The 24,322-nt window shown below is 52.2% G+C and carries 27 protein-coding genes; 2 read left to right on the forward strand and 25 right to left on the reverse strand.

All coding sequences use genetic code 11. From position 1 onward, the window contains the following. Nucleotides 1-3: 3 nt before the first annotated feature. From KCG43_RS05135 to ccmA, 3 genes are read right to left on the reverse strand one after another with little or no spacing between them, the layout of a single operon-like run. Nucleotides 4-735, reverse strand: coding sequence for a heme ABC transporter permease (locus KCG43_RS05135; protein WP_218383741.1), 732 nt, complete (start codon nt 733-735; stop codon nt 4-6). Between the two features lie 46 nt (nt 736-781). Further along, entirely contained in the window at nt 782-1,450 is a 669-nt protein-coding gene (gene ccmB, locus KCG43_RS05140; RefSeq protein WP_218383743.1) for a heme exporter protein CcmB, read from the reverse strand. Beyond that, nucleotides 1,450-2,106, reverse strand: coding sequence for a cytochrome c biogenesis heme-transporting ATPase CcmA (gene ccmA, locus KCG43_RS05145; protein ID WP_192014720.1), 657 nt, complete (start codon nt 2,104-2,106; stop codon nt 1,450-1,452). Before ccmA ends, ccmB begins: the two co-directional genes overlap by 1 nt. A 108-nt stretch (nt 2,107-2,214) precedes the next feature. Between ccmA and KCG43_RS05150 the strand changes: the two genes are divergently transcribed. Further along, nucleotides 2,215-3,063, forward strand: a complete 849-nt coding sequence (locus KCG43_RS05150; protein WP_218383745.1) for a hypothetical protein — start codon at nt 2,215-2,217, stop codon at nt 3,061-3,063. Continuing rightward, nucleotides 3,060-3,359, forward strand: coding sequence for an EscU/YscU/HrcU family type III secretion system export apparatus switch protein (locus KCG43_RS05155; protein WP_192014718.1), 300 nt, complete (start codon nt 3,060-3,062; stop codon nt 3,357-3,359). Before KCG43_RS05150 ends, KCG43_RS05155 begins: the two co-directional genes overlap by 4 nt. Before the next feature lie 172 nt (nt 3,360-3,531). On the opposite strand, the gene KCG43_RS05160 is transcribed toward KCG43_RS05155, so the two are convergent. From KCG43_RS05160 to fliJ, 22 genes are all read right to left on the reverse strand, one after another. Further along, nucleotides 3,532-3,963, reverse strand: coding sequence for a DUF2802 domain-containing protein (locus KCG43_RS05160; protein WP_192014717.1), 432 nt, complete (start codon nt 3,961-3,963; stop codon nt 3,532-3,534). After that, nucleotides 3,963-4,457 carry a chemotaxis protein CheW gene (locus tag KCG43_RS05165; RefSeq protein WP_027253958.1) on the reverse strand — a complete coding sequence of 165 codons (495 nt, stop codon included), beginning with the start codon at nt 4,455-4,457 and terminating at the stop codon, nt 3,963-3,965. The genes KCG43_RS05160 and KCG43_RS05165 overlap by 1 nt, the downstream gene beginning before the upstream one ends. A gap of 22 nt (nt 4,458-4,479) precedes the next feature. After that, a complete protein-coding gene (locus tag KCG43_RS05170; protein WP_255557869.1) occupies nt 4,480-5,916 on the reverse strand; it encodes a chemotaxis protein CheW in 1,437 nt (478 codons plus the stop codon). Further along, entirely contained in the window at nt 5,906-6,685 is a 780-nt protein-coding gene (locus KCG43_RS05175; protein ID WP_027253957.1) for a ParA family protein, read from the reverse strand. The genes KCG43_RS05170 and KCG43_RS05175 overlap by 11 nt, the downstream gene beginning before the upstream one ends. 9 nt (nt 6,686-6,694) lie before the next feature. After that, on the reverse strand, nt 6,695-7,837 hold the full coding sequence (locus tag KCG43_RS05180; protein WP_218383747.1) for a chemotaxis response regulator protein-glutamate methylesterase: 1,143 nt from the start codon (nt 7,835-7,837) through the stop codon (nt 6,695-6,697). Nucleotides 7,838-7,904: 67 nt separating this feature from the next. Beyond that, complete coding sequence (locus tag KCG43_RS05185) at nt 7,905-10,067, reverse strand: chemotaxis protein CheA (protein WP_192014715.1); 2,163 nt, start codon at nt 10,065-10,067, stop codon at nt 7,905-7,907. A 9-nt stretch (nt 10,068-10,076) separates the two neighbouring features. Further along, nucleotides 10,077-10,799, reverse strand: a complete 723-nt coding sequence (locus KCG43_RS05190; protein WP_218383749.1) for a protein phosphatase CheZ — start codon at nt 10,797-10,799, stop codon at nt 10,077-10,079. A gap of 35 nt (nt 10,800-10,834) precedes the next feature. Continuing rightward, on the reverse strand, nt 10,835-11,206 hold the full coding sequence (gene cheY, locus KCG43_RS05195; RefSeq protein ID WP_036748874.1) for a chemotaxis response regulator CheY: 372 nt from the start codon (nt 11,204-11,206) through the stop codon (nt 10,835-10,837). Between the two features lie 56 nt (nt 11,207-11,262). Beyond that, the gene (locus KCG43_RS05200; protein WP_192014713.1) at nt 11,263-11,988 is read right to left on the reverse strand and encodes an RNA polymerase sigma factor FliA; all 726 of its coding nucleotides are present in this window, start codon (nt 11,986-11,988) and stop codon (nt 11,263-11,265) included. Beyond that, nucleotides 11,981-12,868 carry a MinD/ParA family protein gene (locus KCG43_RS05205; protein WP_027253951.1) on the reverse strand — a complete coding sequence of 296 codons (888 nt, stop codon included), beginning with the start codon at nt 12,866-12,868 and terminating at the stop codon, nt 11,981-11,983. Before KCG43_RS05205 ends, KCG43_RS05200 begins: the two co-directional genes overlap by 8 nt. Then, nucleotides 12,861-14,444, reverse strand: a complete 1,584-nt coding sequence (flhF, locus tag KCG43_RS05210) for a flagellar biosynthesis protein FlhF (RefSeq protein ID WP_192014712.1) — start codon at nt 14,442-14,444, stop codon at nt 12,861-12,863. The genes KCG43_RS05205 and flhF overlap by 8 nt, the downstream gene beginning before the upstream one ends. Before the next feature lie 66 nt (nt 14,445-14,510). Then, on the reverse strand, nt 14,511-16,607 hold the full coding sequence (flhA, locus tag KCG43_RS05215; protein ID WP_192014711.1) for a flagellar biosynthesis protein FlhA: 2,097 nt from the start codon (nt 16,605-16,607) through the stop codon (nt 14,511-14,513). A 191-nt stretch (nt 16,608-16,798) separates the two neighbouring features. Then, complete coding sequence (flhB, locus tag KCG43_RS05220) at nt 16,799-17,929, reverse strand: flagellar biosynthesis protein FlhB (RefSeq protein WP_218383754.1); 1,131 nt, start codon at nt 17,927-17,929, stop codon at nt 16,799-16,801. Between the two features lie 21 nt (nt 17,930-17,950). Further along, on the reverse strand, nt 17,951-18,730 hold the full coding sequence (gene fliR / locus KCG43_RS05225; RefSeq protein WP_192014709.1) for a flagellar biosynthetic protein FliR: 780 nt from the start codon (nt 18,728-18,730) through the stop codon (nt 17,951-17,953). Between the two features lie 11 nt (nt 18,731-18,741). Then, nucleotides 18,742-19,011 carry a flagellar biosynthesis protein FliQ gene (gene fliQ / locus KCG43_RS05230; RefSeq protein WP_192014708.1) on the reverse strand — a complete coding sequence of 90 codons (270 nt, stop codon included), beginning with the start codon at nt 19,009-19,011 and terminating at the stop codon, nt 18,742-18,744. Nucleotides 19,012-19,030: 19 nt separating this feature from the next. Continuing rightward, nucleotides 19,031-19,882, reverse strand: coding sequence for a flagellar type III secretion system pore protein FliP (fliP, locus tag KCG43_RS05235; RefSeq protein ID WP_192015041.1), 852 nt, complete (start codon nt 19,880-19,882; stop codon nt 19,031-19,033). Further along, the gene (gene fliO, locus KCG43_RS05240) at nt 19,882-20,274 is read right to left on the reverse strand and encodes a flagellar biosynthetic protein FliO (RefSeq protein WP_192014707.1); all 393 of its coding nucleotides are present in this window, start codon (nt 20,272-20,274) and stop codon (nt 19,882-19,884) included. Before fliO ends, fliP begins: the two co-directional genes overlap by 1 nt. 5 nt (nt 20,275-20,279) lie before the next feature. Beyond that, entirely contained in the window at nt 20,280-20,669 is a 390-nt protein-coding gene (gene fliN, locus KCG43_RS05245; protein WP_192014706.1) for a flagellar motor switch protein FliN, read from the reverse strand. A 12-nt stretch (nt 20,670-20,681) separates the two neighbouring features. Continuing rightward, nucleotides 20,682-21,728 (reverse strand): flagellar motor switch protein FliM, encoded by a 1,047-nt coding sequence (gene fliM / locus KCG43_RS05250; RefSeq protein ID WP_027253942.1) that lies wholly within the window; start codon nt 21,726-21,728, stop codon nt 20,682-20,684. Nucleotides 21,729-21,735: 7 nt separating this feature from the next. Continuing rightward, nucleotides 21,736-22,224: a flagellar basal body-associated protein FliL gene (fliL, locus tag KCG43_RS05255; RefSeq protein ID WP_192014705.1), complete on the reverse strand. Its 489-nt coding sequence runs from the start codon at nt 22,222-22,224 to the stop codon at nt 21,736-21,738. 71 nt (nt 22,225-22,295) lie between these two features. Further along, nucleotides 22,296-23,756: a flagellar hook-length control protein FliK gene (locus KCG43_RS05260; RefSeq protein WP_218383755.1), complete on the reverse strand. Its 1,461-nt coding sequence runs from the start codon at nt 23,754-23,756 to the stop codon at nt 22,296-22,298. Nucleotides 23,757-23,855: 99 nt separating this feature from the next. Continuing rightward, entirely contained in the window at nt 23,856-24,296 is a 441-nt protein-coding gene (gene fliJ, locus KCG43_RS05265; RefSeq protein WP_192014703.1) for a flagellar export protein FliJ, read from the reverse strand. Between the last annotated feature and the right edge of the window lie 26 nt (nt 24,297-24,322).

The following is a 24,322-nucleotide window of genomic DNA, read 5'->3' on the forward strand; positions in this document are numbered from 1 at the left end:
ACCTCACTGAATCAACTGACGAACCCAGGGGCGGTGGCTTTCCCTGGTCAGAATTTCATTGCGTAACCGAATCAGAGTCAGCGCACCAAAAAAACAGGCAAAACCCAAAATATTCAGCAGTAATGGCCACAACATACGGCTGTCGATCGACGGTTTAGCGAATTTGGTAATAGTGGCGCCCTGATGCAGGGTATTCCACCACTCAACGGAATAATGAATGATAGGAAGATTGATCACGCCCACTATCGCCAGGATACCGGCCGCTTTGGCCGCCGTTTTCTGATCGTCGAAAGCGTTATACAGCGCAATCACACCCAGATAGAGGAAAAGCAGAATCAGTTCAGATGTCAGACGTGCATCCCACACCCACCAGGCACCCCACATTGGTTTGCCCCATACCGCACCGGTCAGCAATGCAATAAAGGTGAACACAGCGCCAATCGGTGCCATGGCCGCAGCTGCCATGTCAGATAAGCGCACCTGCCAGACTAAGCCGATAAAGGCAGCTACCGCCATCCAAAGATAAGCCCCCATGGACCAGATAGCAGCCGGTACATGCAGGTAAATAATGCGGAAACTGTCACCCTGCTGGTAATCGGTTGGCGCAAAAGCCAGGCCCCAGACAGTGCCTGTTATCAGGCTGATCACAGACAGTGCCGCAAACCAGGGCAGCAGGGTTCCGCACAGGCGGTAGCAGTTTTCTGCTTTAGCGTAGGGATGTAACCACTTCCACATAGTTTTTTACTCTATGATTAATAATAATATTCGTTATATTCACGCGTCAGTTAACACTGATACGCAATGATGCTGATATCGCAAAAGGAGCCAGTGTGGCTGATCCGGCTAACATTGCTCCCATCAAAGCTAGTTGCCCCTGATAACTCATTCCCAGCGACGCCGCCTCTATCGCCGACGTAGCAAAGATTAGCACGGGAATAAACAGCGGTAAGATGAGCAAGCTCAATAATACTCCACCTTTACGCAATCCCACCGTCAGTGCAACCCCAATCGCACCCAAAAAGCTCAGTGTTGGCGTGCCAAGCAGCAAGGTTAATACCACCGCAGTCCAGGTTGACCAGTCGAGTGACAGTAAAACTGCCAATAACGGACTGATTATTATCAGCGGCAAACCCGTCAGCAACCAGTGAGCCACGACTTTTGCCAGTGCCAATACCGGTAACGGGGTTGGCATCAGCATCATTTGTTCCAGCGAGCCGTCAACAAAATCATCCCGGAACAGACGCTCCAGTGACAGTAAAGCCGCCAGTAAAGCTGCTACCCAAATAATACCGGGCGCGATACGCGCCAGCAGGTTCGGTTCAGGCCCTATCCCCAATGGAAACAGGGTGATGACAATAATAAAGAACCACAAAGGGTTGAACACATCGGCCTGACGACGAAACGCAATCAGCAATTCCCGCCGGATAACCTGATACATAGAATGCCACATCACAACGCCTGCCCCAGTGTCACCTTGCGCAATCTGTTCTGCGCAGAAAACATATCCTGGTGAGTCGTCAGCAGCACAATCCCGCCGCGTTCGGCATGGGAAACAAAAAGCTGCTCAAGGACTTTTACTCCCAGTTTATCAATCGCTGTCAACGGCTCGTCCAAAATCCACAGCGGATGGTTACTTAACCATAAGCGGGCCAAAGCCACCCGACGCTGCTGGCCGGCGGACAATTGTCCGGCAGGCACATCTTCGCGTCCGGCCAACCCCACATGGGCCAGGGCCTGCCAGATAGCATCATCACCATGCACTCTTGCCTGACCACTGAGTCTCTCGCTGTTATCCGGCGTATGCATAGCCTGGAAAAAAGCCAGGTTTTCTGAGGCGGTTAATTCGCGCTTGACCCCAGTTTGATGTCCCAAAAACAGCATCTGGCTATGATACTCTTCACGCACATGGCCTATCTTGTTATCGTGCCAATAGACATCGCCGGTATCAGGAGAGCCGAGCCCAGCGATGATACGCAATAAGGTCGTTTTACCGGCCCCGTTGCGGCCTTCAATCTGAACCAGCTCGCCAGAAGCAACATTAAATTGGAGGTCATCGAACAATACACGCTCATCACGGGTACAGCTCAATCCTTTGACTGATAACATAGGGATGAGACATCCTGAATGACACAAATAATCCTCGGATAATATCACAGCGACTGAGATCTTTGTTAGTTTCAGGCTGTTATAGATCCGGCAGCAAGGTATCTAAATGTGACCTCTATATCTCAATCCTCCGCTTATCCGCCAGCAGCGGCCAGTGCGTCGAAGACAACTGCGCCGCAGCAGACCGCTTCGGTCAGCCATGCAAGTCAAGCTCAGGCAGGCGCAACTGTATTCCAATCCGGCCAGCAAATCAGCCAACTTTCACACTTGCTAACACAACTTCATGTGTTGCAACGATTATTTGCCAATTTACCTCCTGCAGTGAGCGGCCAGAGTTCACCGATCGCACCATGGCTGTCTCAGCTGGTGCTGCCGCGCACGCCGGCCGATATCGCACCCTGGTTACAGCAAGGGGCCGGTAAAGACAGCCTGAAGGCACTGGTAACCCAGCTGACACAGCCCGACAGTCCGCTTGCTCGGTTACTCGCCAGCCTGCCGGCTGATTCACAAACCGAACTCAAAGCACTGATCCGCCTGGCCGCCGAGCAGCGTATTGCCGGTGCGCCAGCCGGACGCGACGAAAACACGCCTTTTATACTGCATTTACCGCAAAGTAACGGCCGCGAAATCCGTCTCAGTGTGCATTCAAACGCATCGCAACAAGACTCGAAACGGCAATCGCCCGGCCGGGCCTGGACAGTCAAACTGGGATTACCTGTCGGTGAGTCGAACACGTTAGAAGCCACTGCCATCTGGCAGGACAGCCAGCTCAATCTGGCTTTCAGTTGCGAGCAGTCAGACATACTGACATTGACAGAACAGTTAACACCTCAGCTGATGCGTCGCCTGAAACAGCTGGAGATTAACTGTGAGTCCGTGAGTTTTCATCAGACGCCAACCCATGATGATTCAGCGCCGGACATCCACCCACAATGCGGCATCAGGATCAGCGTATGACAACAGAACAAAACCGGGCTATCGCGTTGAGCTACGATGGCTATAACACCCCTTATGTGTCAGCGAAAGGTTATGACGACTGGGCAAGAGAGATCATCGAGCAGGCCAAAGCCCAGGGAGGATTGATACACCAGGATCCGGCACTGGCTGAGTACCTCAATAACCTCGAGGCCGGAGATAACATCCCACCCGCCCTGTTCGTGATCATAGCCGAACTGATTGCTTTTTCGTGGGTTTTAAACGGAAAAACCCCTCCCGGATGGGAAGGGCCTGTGTCTGTAAACGAAACCGTCTGACGCTATTGTGCAGTAAAGCGGCAGAATCTGGCGCTGAAGCTATGTACTAAGGCGTGTACCGAAGCTATACACAGGTGCCGTGAATAACCGAAACCGTGATGAAATAGCAGAAAACGTGAATAAAAGCGGCAAGGTGTCGCTATCCACAAACAACAGCCAGCAAGCAACAGTGCTAACGCCGGCCTTTATTCATGCGCTGCTGTAACCGCAACAGCAATTCAGCTTCCGCTTTCGGCAAATCACACTCTTCCATCAGCTCATTAACATCGGCACCCAGCTCGACCATTTTACTGGCGCGGCTGTACAGGCGGCCATCGGGATCCTGCATGGCCATTTCCCCCTGACGCTCAGACAGCTCTTCCTGCTGGCGGGTTAATATGGCCATTTTATTACTCATAGCCATCGTACCCGCACGCAACTCATGAAACTGTTTGGTTAAGCTTTCCTGCTGCTGTCTGGCGGTTTTTAACAGCAACTCTGCTGCTGCAAACTTGGTTTCCAGATCCTGGCGTGCTTTTCGCTCACGCCGGACCAGCACAACCGCTATCACCACTGCCAGCAAAGCAACAACCAAAGGCAGCCATTCAAGCAAGATAGCAGGCATCAGAGATACGCCATCTCTTCCCATTCTTCATCAGACAGGAGCTTGTTCAGATCAACCAGGATCAGCAGTTGATTGTCACGGTTACTGACGCCTTGAATAAACTTGGCACTTTCATCAGTGCCCACGCTTGGCGTACTGTCGATTTCAGAGCTACGCAGATAAACCACTTCTGCCACACTGTCGACCATAATACCGATAACCTGCTTTTCAGCTTCAATGATTACGATACGGGTATTATCTGAAATCTCACCTGACATCAGGCCAAACCGTGCACGGGTATCAATCACTGTGACCACATTGCCACGCAGGTTGATAATTCCCAGCACATAATCTGGCGCGCCCGGAACCGGGGCGATTTCAGTATAACGCAGCACTTCACGAACCTGCATTACATTGATACCGTAGGTTTCCTCTTCCAGCTGGAAGGTAACCCACTGTAATACCTGGTCGTTACTGTCTTCTTTTTGAATCTCGGCAACACTTACCTGCGACATGCTGTATCCTCTCCGGCCATCGTCACAAAACGCTCTTCACGTCCAAACCCGCTTTCAGCATGGAAATGAGTTCATTGACATGAATTAAAGCACACATTTTCTCTTTAACCATACCCGCCAGCCAAGGCCGTTTACCTGCCTTTTCTCGCCAGCGAACACTTTGTTTTGTCAGGGTTTCTGTTCCGTGAAGTTGATCACAAGCCAGTCCCCACTTACTTTCTCCCAACATGACCACATATCGGTAATTTTCCTGATGGTCATCATTGTAGATAGATTCTGGCATCACCCATCTGGCGGTATCCACCACATCCAGCTTTCGGTTCTGTACCGGCTGCAAGCCAAGATACCAGTCCGGGCGGCCAATAAGGTGACTCATCTCACCCAATTGGTGAATCCCTCCCAGCTCTGTCAGCGGAACAGCAAAAGTCACACCGTTGACAGCAAAAAACAGCGCCTGAAATTCTGTTTGCTCACTGGCGCCAGGTAATGCCCAGGAAGGCGGTGGCGGCTCAGCCGCCAGCTCAGGTGCGGCATCGGCCACAGTTTCCTGCACACTCTCTTCTTTATCAAGAATGTCTGGAACAGGCTCCGTTGCAACTATTTCACTCTGAGGCTGAGAGCTTGTTTCCAATTCAGCCACCTGCGCCGCCTTGTCAGCAACAGCCGGAGCCTCAGCGATCTTAGGCAGCATCTGCATCAGCTGGACACTGTTTTGCGGCTCTGCATAGGGAGCCGATTCAACAGCTGACGCCTGCGCAGCCACTGTCAACGATTTTTGCAGCGGCTCTGGCGCAGTGTTCTGATGCTGAGTCAGCGCGCTGTCATCCTCAAACCAGCCCGGGTCGTCTAAAACGGCTGGCTTAACATCTTCTTGCTTAACTTCTTGCTGTTTTTCCAGTTCAGCCAATTGCTGTTGCTCGGCAATCCAGGCTTCACTTTCAACAATCACTTCCTCTTGCATCTCTGACATTTGATCGAGAAGACGCTGCAACTGCTCAAGATCCGTTCTCGTTCGCGGCGGGGTAAACCTGACTTCAGGTACACTCAGCTCTGGCTCTGCGGACAACGAAACCGGCGCAGCAGCACTCGGCAGTTGGGTTGCCATTGCCCGCAGTGATGGCGGTTCGCCACCTTCTGCAAACGAGTTCACAGACGAGTTATCTCGCCCGGATTGATCCAGACTATTAAAATCAAAGGGCTGATGAGTCTGGGGGTTCACCGCAAGACTTATCGCATCATCGGGCTCACTGCCATTTTGCAACTCAGCCGCTGCTTCATCAGCAACAGCAGAATCAGACAACAACATCTGGCCGTCATTTTCCTCAGCTAACGCTGGCAGGTCATCCTGCGGGCCGACAGCGTCCACGCTACCCTCTTCGGGCAGCAAAGAATCATCCAGCAGCCCGAAAAAGTAATCATCTAATGCCTGTTCACTGGACAGCTTTGCGTTATCGCTCATCTTGACCAAGCCGCTCCAGATAATTCAATAAAGTTTTATACGCAAACACACCGCGAGAGCCACGGGCATACAGAGATGGCGGCATATGCTTGATACTGGCATCACGAAACTTGGTATCAATGGGCACAGCCGAAGCCCAGACCTGATTGGCATAACGCGACTTCAGTTCTTGCAGGGTTTCCAGTGAGGCCCTGGTTCGTTTGTCATACATGGTTGGCACAATAGTGACTTTGAATTCATCCGGCCTGGATTTTTGCATGATTTGCAAAGTACGCATCATTCGCTCCAGACCTTTCATCGCCAAAAATTCCGTTTGCACCGGAATCAAAATGCGCTCACTGGCAGCAAGCGCATTCACCATCATGACACCCAGGATCGGGGGGCAGTCAATCAGCACATAATCATATTCTTCTTCCAGGCATTTCAGTGCCTTTTTCAGAATCAATCCCATGCCGCTGCGAGTCCCCATGACTCTATCCAAGGTCGCCAGCGACATGTGCGCCGGTATCAGATGGATATTTTTAAATCGTGTTTCCAGCACCAGTGGTTTGACAGTGTCACGGTCAATTGTCGACAGCTGGAACAAATCAAACAGGCTGGATTCAAGGCGATCAGAATCAAAATTCAAGTATGTCGTCAGTGATGAATGCGGGTCAGTATCCACCAATAATACGCGTTTGTTTCGTTCACTTAACAGGCCCGCCAGACTGACAGTAGTGGTGGTTTTCCCCACGCCGCCTTTCTGGTTGGCAATGCTCCAGACTACCACGACATCTCCTTAAGCTAAGCCAACCTCAATCAGAATACGCTCAGCAATGCGATCCAAAGGAAGATCTTCGGTCGATATCCCTGCCTTGGCAACCGCCTGTGGCATACCGTATACCACACAACTTTCTTCGTCCTGTGCCCAGACGGTTGCGCCGGCCGACTTCAGCATACGCGATCCGTCACGCCCGTCTGCGCCCATTCCTGTCAGGATCATAGACAGCACCTTGTCATGATACACCTTGGCTGCAGAGCCAAAAGTGACATCGACACAAGGCTTGTAGTTCATACGATCGCCACCATCAATAATACGTAAACGCACATTACCCGGGCGGCCTTCCAGCATCATTTGTTTACCGCCAGGTGCCAGATAAGCCGTACCGGCACGCAGTACATCACCATCTTCGGCCTCTTTCACACCGATTTTGCAAAGGTTATTCAAACGCGCAGCAAACGCCGCGGTGAATGTTGCAGGCATATGCTGCACCAAAACAATGGGGTACGGAAATGAGCCAGGCAGCTGTGTCAGAATTTTTTGGAGCGCCACAGGGCCGCCGGTCGATGTACCTATCGCCATCAGCTGATACTGTTTACCTGTCGCTTTAAACCGCGCGGTCGGACGAACCTGTGACGGTGCTGATCGTGTCAGCGTCGTGGCAGTGGCCGTACTTGCGACCGGGCGGCTTGACGTCAGCGGGCGATCAGCCGGCGATGGCGAAACCGGAGTGCTGGTACGCACAGGCGCCCGCATAAAGACACGTTTACGGGCCAGCTCGGCGACACGTTTTTGCAGCAGAGAGATTGCTTCGTCTTTATTACGCGCAATATCTTCAAATTTTTTCGGCAGGAAGTCTAACGCGCCCGCGTCCAGAGCATCTAATGTCGCCCGCGCGCCCTCATGGGTCAGCGACGAAAACATCAGGATAGGTGTCGGGTTCGACTTCATGATTTCGCGCACTGCGGTGATACCATCCATCACAGGCATTTCAATATCCATAGTGATGACGTCAGGCTTCAGTGTCCGCGCTTTTTCAACGGCTTCTTTACCGTTAACAGCATCGCCAATCACTTCAAGGCGCGGATCCGCATTAATAATTTCACTCACCCGGCGGCGGAAAAAACTGGAGTCGTCCACCACCAACACTTTTACAGCCATGTTTTATCTTTCCGTAAGCAATCAGGCCTGAATGAACAGGGGCCTTCTAAGCCCCTGTCAATTATTATTATCTGCGGCCTGCGTAATGTTTCAGAAGGTTGGGGACATCCAGAATCAGTGCAATGTGACCATCACTGGTAATGGTGGCCCCCGCCATACCAGGTGTGCCTTGCAATAACTCATCGAGCGGCTTAATCACCACTTCTTCCTGCCCAATAAGCGTATCCACAACAAAGCCCATTCTCTGATGGCCTATCTGAACAATCACCACATGCCCAAGCTGTCTTTCCCGCTTGGAAACACTGTGACCTGCCAGCCAATCCTGAAGATAGAACAGCGGGATCGCTTTATCGCGCACTATGATAGTCAGCTGCCCATCAACCACATTGGTCTTACTGAGATCCAAATGGAAGATTTCATTTACACTGGCCAGAGGCAGTGCAAATGGCTGGTCAGCAACACCGACCATCAGCGTTGGCAAAATGGCCAGCGTCAACGGCACTTTAATATCAATGCGTGTGCCTTTGCCCAGATTGGAATCAATATAAATGGAACCGTTCAGCTGGCTGATAGCAGTTTTTACGACATCCATTCCGACACCACGGCCGGAAATATCTGAGATTTCTTTTTTGGTCGAGAAGCCGGGCGCGAAAATCAGGTTATAACATTCGCTGTCAGACAGACGCGCGGCGGCATCGGCATCCATGACATTACGGTCAACGGCGATTTGACGCAGTCGATCCGGGTCCATACCGCCGCCATCGTCTTCGATAGTCAGCAGAATATGATCCCCTTCCTGCGCCGCAGACAAAAGTACCGTGCCAATACGCGGCTTGCCGGCTTTCTCGCGGTTATCCGGCATTTCGATACCGTGATCGACTGAGTTACGCACCAGGTGAACCAGAGGATCGGCCAGCGCTTCCACCAGATTCTTATCGAGATCGGTTTCTTCACCGCGCATTTCCAGCACGATTTCTTTTTTCAGACTTCGGGCCAGATCGCGAACAACACGCGGGAAACGGCCAAAGACTTTCTTGATTGGCTGCATCCGCGTTTTCATCACCGCGCCCTGAAGGTCTGCAGTCACTACATCCAGGTTCGCAACAGCTTTTGACATTTCTTCGTCATTGCTGTTCTGGCCCAGGCTGATCAGACGGTTACGAACTAATACCAGCTCGCCAACCATGTTCATTATGGTGTCCAGCGTAGAGGTATCGACACGTACTGTGGCTTCAGCCTGAGTTTTGGATTTTTCTTTTAGTCCTGTTGCTTTACGCTCCGCCACAGGTTGCGGCATCTCAGTAACGGGCTGAGAGGTAACAGGCGCTGATTCAGCTTTAGCCTGTAACGCGGAAGCCGGTTTGGTTGCGATCGCCAGCTCTTCATCTGACGGCCCTTTACCGCTGCCGTGCAGTTCATCGAGCAGACGTTCAAATTCGTCATCTGTCATTAAGTCGCTGTCGCCAGCAGCAGGTGATTCGGACGCTTGTGCAACAACTGGCGAGGCCGACACTTCAGCCCCCGTGGTTTCAGTGCCAGGCGCGTTACCTATACCGTGCAGCTCGTCAAGCAGACGTTCAAACTCATCATCGGTGATATCGCCAGTGTCGATGTCGGTCGAGACAGGTGCACTCTGAACATCACTGGCTGGTGCTGCACTCGGGCTTGGGCTTCCGCCCGCACCATGCAACTCATCGAGCAGACGTTCAAACTCATCCTGTGTGATTTCATCAACCGAACCACCGGCAATCGCAGGCTGCTCGGGCGAAGCCGGTGCCGTTGCCGCTACGGGAGCAGCAACCGATGCCGGGGCTGAAACAGCCGCCATCTCTTCGGCTCCCGGTGGCTGGCTGTAATAATGCAGCGCATCCAGCAGGCTTTGTTCCGCGGGCTCAATCGGCTCATGGTTCTGCACCTGTGCGAACATCACATTGATGGTATCCAGTGCCTGAAGGATGACATCCATCAGCTCTGACGTCACAGTGCGTTTACCGGTACGGAGTAAGTCAAAAATATTTTCAGCACCGTGACAAGCGTCAACCAATGCCGTTAACGCCAAAAACCCGGCACCACCTTTAACAGTATGGAAACCGCGGAAAATGGCATTCAGCAAATCTGTATCATCTGGACGACGTTCCAAATCTACTAACTGCTCGGAAAGTAATTCCAGAATTTCCCCGGCTTCGATTAAAAAGTCCTGCAGGATATCTTCGTCTAAATCAAAGCTCATAAGCTTCCCCTAAAATCCAAGGCTTGATAGCAAATCATCGACGTCATCCTGGGTAGACATGACGTCAGTGCGTTCAGCACTGTTGATAATTGGCCCTTCCGGGGAGAGTGTTTTGTCTTTCTGGCTCACTATCACTGAGCTTTCACTCTGTTCAATACCGGCAGCCTTCAGAATCTCAACCAACTGATGTTCCACTTCATGAACAAGTTCGATCACTCTGCGAATAACCTGGCCTGTCAAATCCTGGAAGTCCTGTGCCATCAGAATATCGGTCAGATGACGGTGAAGCTGCTCGCTGTCACCGTCGAGCTGAACTAATAATGCGTCAATATCGTGACAAAGCCGTTTAAATTCGCCAAGGGTGATCTCCCCGTGCATTAAACTTTGCCACTGGGGTTTCACTTGCATCAGACGTTCACGCAATAAATCAGCGATAGGGAGGGTGCCTTCAACAGCATCCATTGTCCTGTTGGCCGCTTCCTCGGTTTTGTCTATCACATAATTCAGACGCCCACGTGCGTCAGGAATGTCGGTCGTCGCTAAATCAGCAATACGGGGATCCAGACGAAAATTCTGCAATGAGTCATGTAATTGACGCGTCAATTTACCCACTTCGAGATACATCGGATCCCGACAATCCGACACCAGGCTTCGGAACAACTCATCCGCGTCCGCTTGCCGATCTTCTTCCAGCAGCGCGACGAGTTGTTTCGCCTGTTCAAGTGAAATCATATGTGTCTACCCTAGTTAGCGTCAGACTGACGGCATCACTGCATACGCTCGAAAATCTTGTCCAGTTTTTCTTTCAGCGTGGCAGCGGTGAATGGCTTAACAATGTAGCCATTGACACCAGCCTGAGCCGCTTCGATGATCTGCTCGCGCTTGGCTTCAGCAGTAATCATCAATACTGGCAGGTGTTTCAGGCTAGCATCGGCCCGGATCTGCTTGAGCAAGTCAATACCTTGCATGCCCGGCATATTCCAGTCGGTGACTACGAAATCGAAGTCGCCTTTCTTTAGCATGGGTAACGCAGTCAATCCATCATCCGCCTCCTGGGTGTTATTAAAGCCCAGGTCACGTAGTAAGTTCTTGACGATACGGCGCATTGTTGAAAAGTCGTCAACAATGAGGATTTTCATATTTTTATTCAAAGTTGCCTCCACTGAGGTCACAGTGTTTCTTCTAAATCGTGTGTTTATGAAGCAGTCCAAGCAGACAACTTGGCCCGCAGACGCTGCATTGCCTGACTGTGAATCTGGCAAATACGGGATTCACTGACACCTAAAACGGCACCAATTTCTTTGAGGTTGAGTTCCTCGTCGTAATACAACGACAACACCAGTGCTTCCCTTTCCGGCAATGTACGAATGGCACCAGCCAGAGCGTGGCGAAAACTGCCGTCCGCAACATCCTGAAAAGGGAGGTTTTCTGCCACTGAATCTTCGGTTGCTACCGTATCTTCTGAGACACCCAGGTCGTCCATACCCACTAGGCGACCACAATTAACATCATTTAATGCCTGATGGTACTGTTCGAGTGTCATTTCGAGATATTCAGCAATTTCCTGATCATTCGGATCGCGGCCAAAACGGCTTTCCAATTGAGCAATGGCTTCAGATATCCGGCGGTTGTTTTTATACACGGAGCGAGGAACCCAGTCGCCACGACGGATATCATCCAGCATGGCGCCCCGAATTCGAATTCCGGCAAAAGTTTCAAAACTGGCACCTTTGCTCGGATCATAGTTCTGTTGTGCTTCCAGCAAACCAATCATGCCAGCCTGGATCAGGTCTTCCAGCTGTACATTGGGCGGTAATCGCGCCATCAGGTGATGCGCAATCCGCTTCACCAGTGACGAATACCGCTCAACAAAAGCATGGGGGGATTCCTGATATCGGCCGTATGTTTGTGCTTTATTCACCCAGAGGTACCTCTTCAGGTGTTGGTTTAACTAATAACTTTTCAACAAAAAATTCCAGATGTCCGGCCGGATTATTCGGTACCGGCCAGGTTAACGCTTTATTGGCGAGCGTTGTCAGGGCCAGTGCCGCTGGGCTTCGTGGGAAAGCTTCCACGACTACTTTTTGTCGCTTAATAGACTGACGTACCCTGTCATCTAGTGGAATACAGGCAACTAACTCCATGTTGGCCTGCAAAAACCGTTCAGTCACCCGGGTCAGCTTGGCAAACAGCTCTCGCCCTTCGCGGTAACTGCGTACCATATTGGCCACAATTTTAAACCGCTGCACCTGGTATTCACGGTTCAGGATTTTAATCAGCGCATAAGCATCGGTAATGGAGGTCGGCTCATCACATACGACAATTAGTACATCCTGGGCCGCACCGGCAAAACTCAACACCATATCTGAGATCCCTGCAGCAGTATCCACCAGCAGGACATCTACTTCATCTTCAAGCGTGGCAAACGCGCGGATCAGGCCAACGTGCTGAGCACTGGACAGTTCCGCCATATTTTGCGTGCCTGAAGAGGCCGGTATGATTTTTACGCCGTAAGGACCTTCGATAATGATGTCCCGGAGATCGCACACACCCGACAGGACATGAGACAGGTTACGACCCGCTCGCAGCCCCAGCATCACATCAACATTGGCCAGGCCAAGGTCGGCATCCAGCACCATCACTCTCTTGCCCTGACGGGCCATGGCAATCGCCATATTCAGTGTGATGTTGGTTTTACCCACACCGCCTTTACCACCGCTGACGGTGATCACTTTGGTCGAGGCCAGTTTTGTCATACGGCGCAAGCCGCTTGCTTGATCGTGCATCATGTTCTCAATCATAAAAATCCGCCCCCTGGTTATCTGCGCTGTCGCTGCTCCAGAAGTGGGTTTGCTGGCCCATGTCGTTTTCCAACAACTCGTTTGCACGATTAACCATGAAGTGTCCTGTGGCGACTTTAATGTCTTCAGGCACTCGTTGACCGTCCGCCAGATATGCGATCGGCAGAGCACTTTCCAATGTGACACTGATAACTTCACCCAAACTGAGGGTTTCATCCAGCTTAGTCAGCACGCACCCCGACAGCGGGATACGACGGAAATGCTCAATGGTTTCGTGCAGAACGCGGCGCTGGGAGGTCGCCGGTAATACCAGAAAGCTACGAATTTGTGAGCCACTATTATGCATCAGGGTATCCAGCTGTTCCTGCAGGCGAAGATCCCGTTGCCCCATGCCTGCTGTATCCAGCAGTACAAGGCGCCGATGCCGTAACTGATGAAGTATATCGGCAAGCTCTTCGGCATCTTTAGCAACTCTTACCGGACAGCCCAGAATTCGACCATAAGTCGCCAGCTGTTCATGTGCACCGATACGATAGGTATCTGTGGTAACCAGAGCAATTTCATTCGGACCAAAGTCCATCGCCGCTCTGGCGGCCAGTTTTGCAATTGTCGTTGTTTTTCCTACACCGGTCGGCCCGAGCAGTGCGACCACGCCCCCGGTTTCGAGAATACAGTCATCAGTGGTAATGATCTGGTCGGCCAGCAACTGAAGCAAGGATGACCAAGCCTTGTGCGGCTGGACATCTTCAGGAATATAACAAGCCAGCTGATCGGCCAGTTCTGCTGATAAGCCCATTTTTTCCAAACGCTTAATCATCATGGCCCGCATCGGCTCGCGACGCTCAACCTCCTGCCACATCAAACCAGACAGCTGATGTTCGAGCAGGCGACGAATTGACGCCATTTCACTGCGCATGGCATCAAGATCATCCTCGCGGTGCGGCGCTCGCTGTTCAAACCGGCTGGGATCCAGACGGTTCTGAAAAGCACTGTTTTTCTGGCTCGCAGCCGCTGGATTTGCCCGGCCGGTGCGTCCTGCCGGTGCGTGTGCATCTGCGTCATGATTTTGGCGGTAGTCACTGTAAGCATTCGGTGCTGGCTGACGTCCGCCCGCTCCATAAGGGTGGGAAGACTGACGCCTGTCACTGCCGTAAGGGCTGTTCTCAGACTGAGGACGGGAAGAATAGTCATATCCTTGACGTTCAGCAGGGTGTCCACCGGTGTGCTTCGACTGGCGCTGTAATAAGGCTGACAGGGAGTCCACTTCTGTCTCGGGATCCTGAGCATAATTTTGCAGCACCTTGGCAAAGTGGCCGCTACCGGGCTGCTGCAGCTGCACCTTGTCGTCAGCCAATTTACGCCTGGCCTCGCCCAAACGTTCAGCCAGGGCATCACGGGTAGGCTGTGACGGCGACGGCACCTTGGCTTCGCTGGCGTCATTATCCACCGCCGCCACGATCTCAACACCGCCGGTCACTTTCTTATTGGACATGATCACCGCATTCGCACCGAGTTGTTCTTTGACTTCACTCAGCGCGGTTCGCATGTCCTTGGCAAAAAATCGTTTAATTTTCAATTCAGTCTTCCCATCCGGTACGGATTACCCTGCACGTTTTGGCTGACTCAGTCAGCCTGGGGACACCTAGTTACCCACTGCATTCACAATACGGATTTGCTTTTCATCAGGGATTTCCTGATAAGAGAGCACCCGCAGTGTCGGGATGGTGTTTTTCACAAATTTTGCTAACGTGCCGCGCAATACGCCAGACGTTAACAGTACAGCCGGTTCGCCTTTCAACTCTTGCTGATGTGTGGCTTCGGTCAAAGAGCGCTGCAGACGTTCTGCCAGACCCGGCTCGATACCGGAGGACTCGCCCCCGCTAGACTGCATTGTTTTATGCAATATTTGTTCCAACTCAGGAACAAGCGTGATAACAGGCAACTCAGGCTCTATTCCATTGATTTCCTGAACAATTAGGCGTTTGAGGCCAATACGTGCGGCGGCTGTGAGAATGTCGGGATCTTGACTCTTACCGGAATACTCGGACAAAGTCTGAACTATGGTGCGGATATCCCGGATAGGCACACCTTCATGCAGCAGGTTCTGCAGCACTTTCACCACAGCCCCTAACGGCAGCTGATCAGGGACGAAATTGTCCACCAGTTTCGGTGTAGACTGCCCCAGCACTTCCAGCAGGTTCTGGACTTCTTCATGCCCAAGCAGCTGAGAAGCATTGTTCACCAGAATCTGACTCAGATGGGTAGCCAGTACAGTGGCGGCGTCAACAACGGTATAACCCAATGCCTGAGCATGCTCTCGCTGCGATTCTAAAATCCAGATTGCTTCCAGCCCGAAAGCGGGATCGGTCGTCCGCTCCCCTTCCAAACTGCCAAATACCTGACCCGGATTGATAGCCAGCTCCATATCAGGGTGGATGTTTGACTCACCGTTATTCACCCCCATCAGGCTGATACGGTATGTATTGGGCGGCAATTCAAGGTTATCGCGGATATGGACAGGCGGTACCAGGAAGCCGAAATCCTGCGACAGTTTTTTCCGAACGCCTTTCACCCGCTCCAGCAACTCGCCACCCTGTTCTTTATCGACCATAGGGATTAAGCGGTAACCGACTTCCAGGCTGATGGTATCCATAGGCTGAACATCATCCCACGACAGCTCTTTGGTGACGGGTTTGCTGTCCAGCGCCTCTGGCGGTGCGGATTCTGCCAGCACTTTTGCCTGTTGCTCTTTCTTCACCCGCCAGTAGGCAATCAGGCCGATGATCAGCGCCAGCAGCAGAAACGGGACATGAGGCATGCCAGGAACAATACCCATCACAAACAAAATCCCGCCTGTGATGATCAGCGCCTGAGGGTTGTTGAACATCTGGAACAGCATCTGCTGCCCCATGTCTTCGTCAGTATTTTGACGAGTCACCATCATGGCTGCGCCAATGGACAGCAACAGAGACGGGATCTGCGCCACCAGACCATCACCTATGGTCAGCAGGCTGTAGATATGAATCGCCTCATTGAAGCTGAGATCATGCTGGCCCATACCAATGATCAGGCCACCAATAATATTGATAAAGAGGATCAGGATGCCGGCAATGGCATCCCCTTTGACAAATTTAGAGGCACCGTCCATCGAACCGTAGAAGTCGGCTTCTTTGGTGACTTCGCTGCGCCGTGTTCGTGCCTGCTCCTGATCAATTAACCCGGCATTGAGATCGGCATCAATTGCCATCTGCTTACCCGGTAAGGCATCAAGGGTAAAGCGGGCACTGACTTCTGAAATACGACCCGCACCTTTGGTGACTACCATGAAGTTGATGATCATCAAAATCAGGAATACCACTAAACCAACAGCGTAGTTCCCCCCGATAACCACAGAACCAAAGGCGTCGATCACCTGGCCTGCCGCCTCCGGGCCTTCATGACCATTCAGCAAAACAACCCGGGTTGACGCTACGTTCAGCGCCAGCCTGAGCAGGGTGGCAATCAACAGTACGGTCGGGAAAGCCGCAAAATCGAGCGGGCGGCGGGTATACACAGTGACCAGCAGCACCACAAGGGCCAGGGCTATATTAAAAGAAAAGGCCATATCCAGCAGCATTGCTGGCATTGGCAACACAACCATCGCCAATGTTGCCAGTACCATGACAGGGGCGCCGATTGCAGGCAGTGACTGCAATCGGTGTAAAGGCAATTTATCTGAAAAGGGTATCGGCAGCTTCATGCATTCTTATTTGGTTGGAATCGGTTAATCGTCAGTGCTCACTCAGTGTTCACCGCTATTCTCTGTCTGACACTTGGTGCGGCAGTGAATCGCAGACAACTGAACGGGCTAAGCTTCGCATAAAGCAAAATTTATACCGTCTTGATAAGTCAATTTTTTGACCTGCAGCCAAAACATTTTGCCGCAAGCAATCAGTGCCGTAATTCAGGAGGTATATCAACCGCGCCTGAAGATAACTTAGGCCGCTTACCATTACCACGCCGGTATTGTTTCAACTGGAATACGTACGCCAGTACCTGCGCCACAGCGGCAAACAGACCATCCGGTATTTGCTGTTCCAGCTCGGTACTGTGATAGAGGGAGCGTGCCAGCGGAGGCGCAGGCACAATATCGATCTTATATTCGTTGGCCACTTCCCGGATTTTCATCGCCATGTGATCGGTACCTTTGGCGATGACCACTGGCGCCTTGTCCAGCGTGGGGTCATATCGTAAGGCAACAGAGAAGTGCTCCGGGTTGGTAATCACCACATCGGCCTTCGGCACTTCCGCCATCATGCGCCGCTGCGCCATTTCACGCTGCAGCATACGGATACGGCCTTTGACCTCAGGTTTACCTTCAACATCTTTATGTTCGTCTTTTACTTCCTGCTTGGTCATCTTCAGCTGCTCGTTATGCTGCCAGATCTGGTACGGCACATCGATAGCCACCACGACCAGGAGCGAGCAACAGATCAGCAACACAAAGCGCAGTAAAATCTCCAGCGCATGAAAGATGTTACTCGGATAGATCTCTATGCTGAGCTGAAAGAAACCTTCCAGGCTGCTGTACATCAGGTAGTAAGCGACACCGGCCACCAAAGTGACTTTCAGGATGGATTTCACCAGCTCAACGGCACTTTGCTTTCCAATCATACGTTTAAGGCCGCTGGCCGGGTTCATTCTTGAGAGCTTGGGCCTTGCCGCCTCAGCGGAAAAGCTGATTCCGCCCAAGGCGGAAGCACCAATCAGTGCCGCCACAAACAAAAATATCAACACCAGAAGCAAAGGCCACAGCATATGCACTATGGCATCCCCGGTCACGGCAAGCAGTTTGGTAAAATCAAACACCTCCTCGCGACTGAGGGTAAAGAACTTGCGCATGACTTCGCTCAAGGCAACGGCCAGCATTTCGCCAAACCACATCAGGCCAACCGCCCCCGATACCAGTACCGCAACCGACGCCAGTTCTTTTGAGCGCGCGACCTGACCTTTTTCCCGCGCTTGCTGCAACCGTCGGGGGGTTGCGTCTTCAGTACGTTCTTGTCCGTCTGACTCAGCCATCGGACTCCCTCCTGTCTGTCATCAGCAATCCAGCCTGATCAGGCTGCAGATTTGCTCAGTACCCAGTTGCCAGTGTTCTTCATACTGTGCCTGAATGCCCATTAACAGATACCAGCTGACGAACAGCCCCAGCAACAGCGCAAACGAGAAGCCCAGAGAGAAAATATTCAGCTGAGGTGCCGCACGTGTCATGACACCGAACGAGAGATTCACCGTCAGCAGCGCAATAATCCCGGCCAGCGACATGTTTAAGCCGGCTTTGAACATCCAGCCGAACCAGCCCGCCAGCTGCTGGTAATCCACTGCCTGCAACATAGACTGGCCGACCGGCAAAGTGGTAAAGCTCAGCACCACCAGCCTGAGCATCGCCAGATGACCGTCAGTGGCGAGAAATAACATGATCGCCAGCATCATATACAGCTGGCCCAGCACAGGGGTGTTTTGTCCGTTGGCCGGGTCGACCATGGAGGCAAAGCCCAAACTGGACTGCATGCCCAGAATCTGCCCTAACAGGACAAAAGTCTGGGTGACAAACTGAGTGACCAGCCCCATAGCGACACCTATGATCACTTGCTGGCCTGTGGTGAGAAAGCCCTCAAAGGATAACAGAGGAATATCAGGGACCTGAGGCAGCATGGGCATCACAGCAAAAGTGACTGTCAGCGACAGATAAAGCCGGATGCGCATCGACACGAAACGGGCGCCGAAGAAGGTCATGCTCATCATCATGGCGCCGATGCGGGTCAGCGGCCAAAAATAATTGGCCAGCCAATCTAATATGACTTCCGCCGGATACGTCATGACCAATCTGCTCAGTAAAGAATTTGAGGAATGTGCTCAATGATGCGATGAAAATAATCCATCAGCATTCTGGTCATCATGTGACCAAACACCATCAGCGCAACCAGGGTGATCACCAGACGAGGCAGGAAGCTTAACGTCTGCTCATTGATTGAGGTGGCGGCCTGAAAAACTGCCACCACCAAACCAACCAGCAAGCCGGGTATGACGATCACACAGACCATCACCAGGACCATGTACAGGGCTTCCTGGAAAATTTCGACGAAGGCTTCTGGTGTCATTGTCTGTCTCTCCCTGTCATCAGGTGCCGAAGCTGCCGGCCAGTGTCGACAGGATCAGGTTCCAGCCATCCACCAGTACAAACAACATAAGTTTAAACGGCAGTGAGACGATCATCGGCGACAGCATCATCATACCCATCGCCATCAATATTGAAGCCACGACCAGATCGATCACCAGAAAAGGCAGAAACAGCATAAAGCCAATCTGAAACGCCGTTTTCAGTTCCGAGGTGATAAAAGCGGGAATCAAGACTGTCATAGGGACTTGCTGGGGGTCTGTCGCCTGCGAACCCGACATATCAACGAAGGTTTCCAGATCTTTCACCCGCGTTTGTTTGAGCATGAACTGGCGCAATGGATCCTGAGCAATCGTCAAGGCTTCACGGGCAGAGAGCTCTTCATTGATATAGGGCTGAACGGCCTTGGTATTGATCTCATCCAAAACCGGAGACATGACAAAGAAAGTCATGAACAGGGCAATCCCGATAATCACCTGGTTTGACGGGGTCTGCTGCAGACCGAGCGCCTGGCGCAAAATCGACATCACCACCACAATGCGGGTGAATGAGGTCATCAGGATCACTATGGCTGGCAAAAAGCCCAGCGCGGTCATCAAGGCCAGGATTTGCAGCGTGACTGAGTAATCTTCGGTGCCATCCGGGTTCACCGACACAGAAAATGCCGGAATACCACCACCACCTTTGGTGGTCAGCAGGGTTGCCGCCCCTTTATCGCTCTGCATCTCGCTGACGGTGACATTATTGCCCGCCACATTGCCCAGCCCGCCATCTTCGCTCTGCGCACTCGCCATGCCGGAAAGCAGCAGGCAAAGCGCACCGATAACCCAGATAAAGAAGTTAGATCTATACATCATTGTCTTTTCAACAACTTACCGAGTTGCTGAGCAAACTCACCGTTGCCTGCACCAGCACTGACCGGCAAGGGGGTTTCCAGCTTGGTCAGCATTGAAATATTTTGCGGCGTCACACCAATGAGTAACTGCTCGTCACCCACCTGTACCAGCACGATTCGCTCACGCTGGCCAACCACCACCTGGCGGACAATCTGCAACCCGTTATCTCCGCCACTCACACCCGGCAATTTCATGCGGCGCAGCAGCCAGGCAAGAAACACGATAAGAACCAGTACCAGCAGCAATGAACCTATCGTTGTGCCCATATCCAGCTCCGGCGCCCCGGCCGCCCTTACCGGCTGGCTGATCACTGCCAGACCAGCGAGCAATGTGCTTTTCAATGCTTTCATCCCAGTTACCGCAACTTTTTAATACGTTCAGTCTGGCTGATCACATCGGTCAGACGAATACCGAATTTATCGTTGACCACCACCACTTCACCGTGGGCAATCAAAGTGCCATTGACCAGTACATCCAGCGACTCACCGGCGACACGGTCCAGCTCTACGACGGAACCCTGGTTCAACTGCAGTAAGTTACGGATACTGATTTTGGTGCGCCCGACTTCCATCGATATCGTGACCGGAATATCCATGATGGAATCCAGACGACGACGTTCTTCATCAGAAATAGGGGTACTTTCATCTGTAAGTTCTTCCAGCGGTGCGGCTTCAATATTGTCGTCGGCCTGTTCGGCCAGGGCTGCCGCCCAGTCGTCAGCTACTTGTTGGTCTTTATCTGACATAAGTCACCTGTATTAATCGTCAATCGGGTCAGTGGCGGAGAAAGTCGGACTCAATTCATCGCCATCCAGGAAGGCAAGGTCCGTTTTCACCGTATCTGGCCGCTTCAGTTTCTTGGAAATTTTTATCGCTACGTGATCGCCTGACTTACCCATTTTACCGCGGTAAGTCGGCAGGTCTTCAACATAGAGAGTGGCCGTTTCGGGCAATTCAATTGGTATAACATCGCCGGAATGCAGTTCCATCAGATCCCGCAGCGTCAGGTCAATATCGAGCAACTTGGCACGCAGATTCACTTCGACATCCATCACCTCATCCCGCAGGGCCTTGCTCCAGCGGACATCGGTATCCATTTTGTCACTCTGGACGCCGGCATCGAGCAATTCACGGATCGGCTCCACCATGGAGTACGGCATCACAACATGGAAATCGCCGCCGCCGCCGTCCACTTCAATGTGGAAAGAGCTCACCACTATCACTTCTGTCGGGCTGACGATATTCGCCATAGTCGGATTCACTTCGGAATCCAGGTATTCGAACTCCACGCCCATCACGGGTGACCAGGCTTCCCGGTAGTCCTCAAACACCAGTTTCAGCAGCATCTGGACGATACGGCGCTCAGTCGGTGTGAATTCACGCCCTTCGATCTTGGCGTGAAAACGGCCATCGCCACCAAAGAAATTCTCTACCAGAATAAAGACCAGCCGGGCTTCCATGGTGATTAAGGCCGTGCCTTTCAGGGGACGAAAACGCACCATATTCAAACTGGTAGGAACGTACAGTGTGTTCTGGTACTCGCCGAACTTGAGCATCTGTACGCCATTGATCGACACTTCTGCCGTCTTGCGCAGCATATTGAACAAACTGATCCGCATATGACGGGCAAAACGCTCATTGATAAGCTCAAGCGTCGGCATCCGGCCACGGACAATGCGGTCTTGCGATGAGAAGTCGAACGATATAACCCCAGTGCCTTCCTCTTGCCGGGGGTGATCATCCTCTACATCATCGACGCCATGCAGCAGCGCATCAATTTCGTCTTGGGTTAATAAATCAGTCACTGGGAACCTATTGCATTACAAAGCCAGTAAACAGTACCTGTTCGACCACAGGGCTGCCAGACACTTTCACCAGCGCAGACTGCACCGATTGCAGCGACTGTTGACGTAGTTCAAGCCGTCCGCTGGGAGAACGAAGCTGCTCCACACTGGCTGCACCGAAAGATTGAAGCAGGGTGCTTTCTACCAAAGGAATGTGTTGACGGGCCAGAGTATCATTCTCATCACCGCGTACCATGAGTTGTACTTTTACCTGTACCAGCCGCTGCTGGGTATCTCCCGTCACATTAAAAATAAAGGGATGCGGCAAAATCACATAATAAGCCGGTTCCGGCTTACCTGATGACTGGCTTGCCGACATGCCGTCACTATCAGCAGCAGACTGATCGTCAGACAGAAAAAACCAGGCTGCTGCGCCCCCCAGAAGTACGGGGACCAAAGCAATTAAAATCAATAAAATGCGTTTTTTGCTATTTGTTGTTGCCGCTGATTCAGCCATATTTCCAATTCCGTTCGCGGGTCAATAATAGTCACTTGGGTGTCGCAGGATGCCAGCTATGCCACTGGAGGTCATGCGTAATAATCAATGCCGTCGCTTGGTTCACTGACAGTCACGGCAATCGCATTGCCATCGTCATCATCCTGTTGCGACTGGCCGCTCTGACCGCCTCTGGCCAAGCCTTCTTCACCCTGTTGGGTCCCGGTATGCTGGCCGGCAAACTGCTGATTACCGTCCTGTTGGACGCTGCCCTGGGTCAACTGGATACCTTGCTGCTGTAACAGCTCTCTCAGTCGCGGCATGGCCTGTTCAACCAGATCCCGGGTCTGCGCGTTACCGACATGAAACTGGACTGAAGCCTGGTCATTATTGATGGCCAGTTTTATCTGCATCCGGCCCAATTCAGGCGGATCCAGACGAATATCGACATGCTTGAGATTTTTACTCATCAGCATCTGCACCCGCTCCGCCAGTTGCTCACCAGCCATCTCTTTTTGTAAAGGCAGTGCGGTAGGTTGTGCCTGCGCTTCAGCTCGCTGCATCGCAGCCAGTGAAGTAGGCTGCCCGGTGATCGCATTGGTGCCTGATGCTGCCCCCGTCGCCATCGCTTCTTTCTGCGCTGTATCCATCTGCAGTCCGGCATCAGCCAAAGCCGCCTGAAGCGATGCAGAGACGCCCGATTGACCGGCTCCGGCCTGATTAGCATTTGCGCCGTCAGCCAGACCCGCTTCCCCGCCTTTGGCAGAAGCAGAAAGCCGGGCAATAGCATCACTGAGCCAATCTGGCTGTGTATCTCCTTCGCTGCCCGCCTTGGCGTCACCCTGAATAGCGGACTGAACCGAGCCAGCCACCAGCGTCAAGTCAGGTTTATCGCCTTTACCTTTGGCATCAGAAGCTGTCCCTTTAGTGACTGCCGCCAGCATCTCGGCAAGCTTACCCGACTGTCCGGCCGTCACACTGTCATCATCACCCCCACCCTCAGACAGATCACCAGTCTGAGCAAGTGTCTGAACGCCGGATTGGACAGAGAAACCCGGCGACAATAAGCCCATCTCCACCCCTTCCGTTTCGCTGCTTTCAGCTTCAGGTGGCAATTCTTTGCCATCCTTTGCCATTTGCAGCTGTTGGCTGGAGGCATTCAGTCTGTCTAACAGTGCTTCTGCCTCGGCGCGAATGCTTTCTTCAGTGCCCTCAGACTCAGGCTTGACGTTCTCCGCTGTCTGCGCGGGGTCGTCCGGCGCTTCCGATGTTTTACTGGCAGTCACTTTATCTGCATTTTCTTGCCGCTGGCTGTCTTTCGCCTTGTGTGTTTGCGCGGTATTGTCACTGGCTTTTGCCGGCTGCGCGGCAGACGATTCAATTTTTTGACGCTTAGTCGCCGTCTTATTTTCACTGTGGACGGCAGACTCAAGTCGTGATGAAAACCCTGACAGTCCCGGTTCTTCACGGCTGTCAGAACGAGCAGGCTTACCCGGCCGGACAGAGGATCCGGACGCGCTAAAATCGACAGAAATGCTGCTGGACGGTTTCATAGCTACCTTACACTGACAATTATTTGACGACCAAAGTCGTGGCTATACTCAAAACTATGCAAGAAGTGAACCAGCTCTTGAGTTGACTGCGATAAGCGACTAACACCGGCGGCGGGCAGATTGCAATGTGGCAAACTCATCCATTAACTTTTGCTCCTGACGCGCCAGACGCTGTTCCCGCTCTGTGTGTTTTTTTTCCAGCAGCCATTCAACCGACTTTCGTTCAGTACGGGCCTGTTGCCAGAACTCAGCGCATTTCTCTACCTGACGTTCAAATTCACGGCCGGCCGCTCCCTGCTGAACCAGAGTTTCGTCTAACTGACCCAGGAATTTATGCAGATGGCTGAACTGGCTGGCCGTCAGTCCATTCTGACCACGCTCGGTCAATTGCAGGCAGTAATCGTAGCGGTATTTTTCAATTTGTTCACGTTGCTGATAAAAGCTGTCCAAATCCCGCTTAGCCTGCTGAAGTGCCAGAAACGCGTTATGTTCTTTGTCTTTGACCTGTTCAAGAATCAGGTTCAGTGCCTGATCAGACATCCGCGCCTCCGGTCATGCCGCTTAGG

This window comes from Photobacterium sp. WH24 (genome assembly GCF_019204055.1).
Taxonomy (GTDB): domain Bacteria; phylum Pseudomonadota; class Gammaproteobacteria; order Enterobacterales; family Vibrionaceae; genus Photobacterium; species Photobacterium arenosum.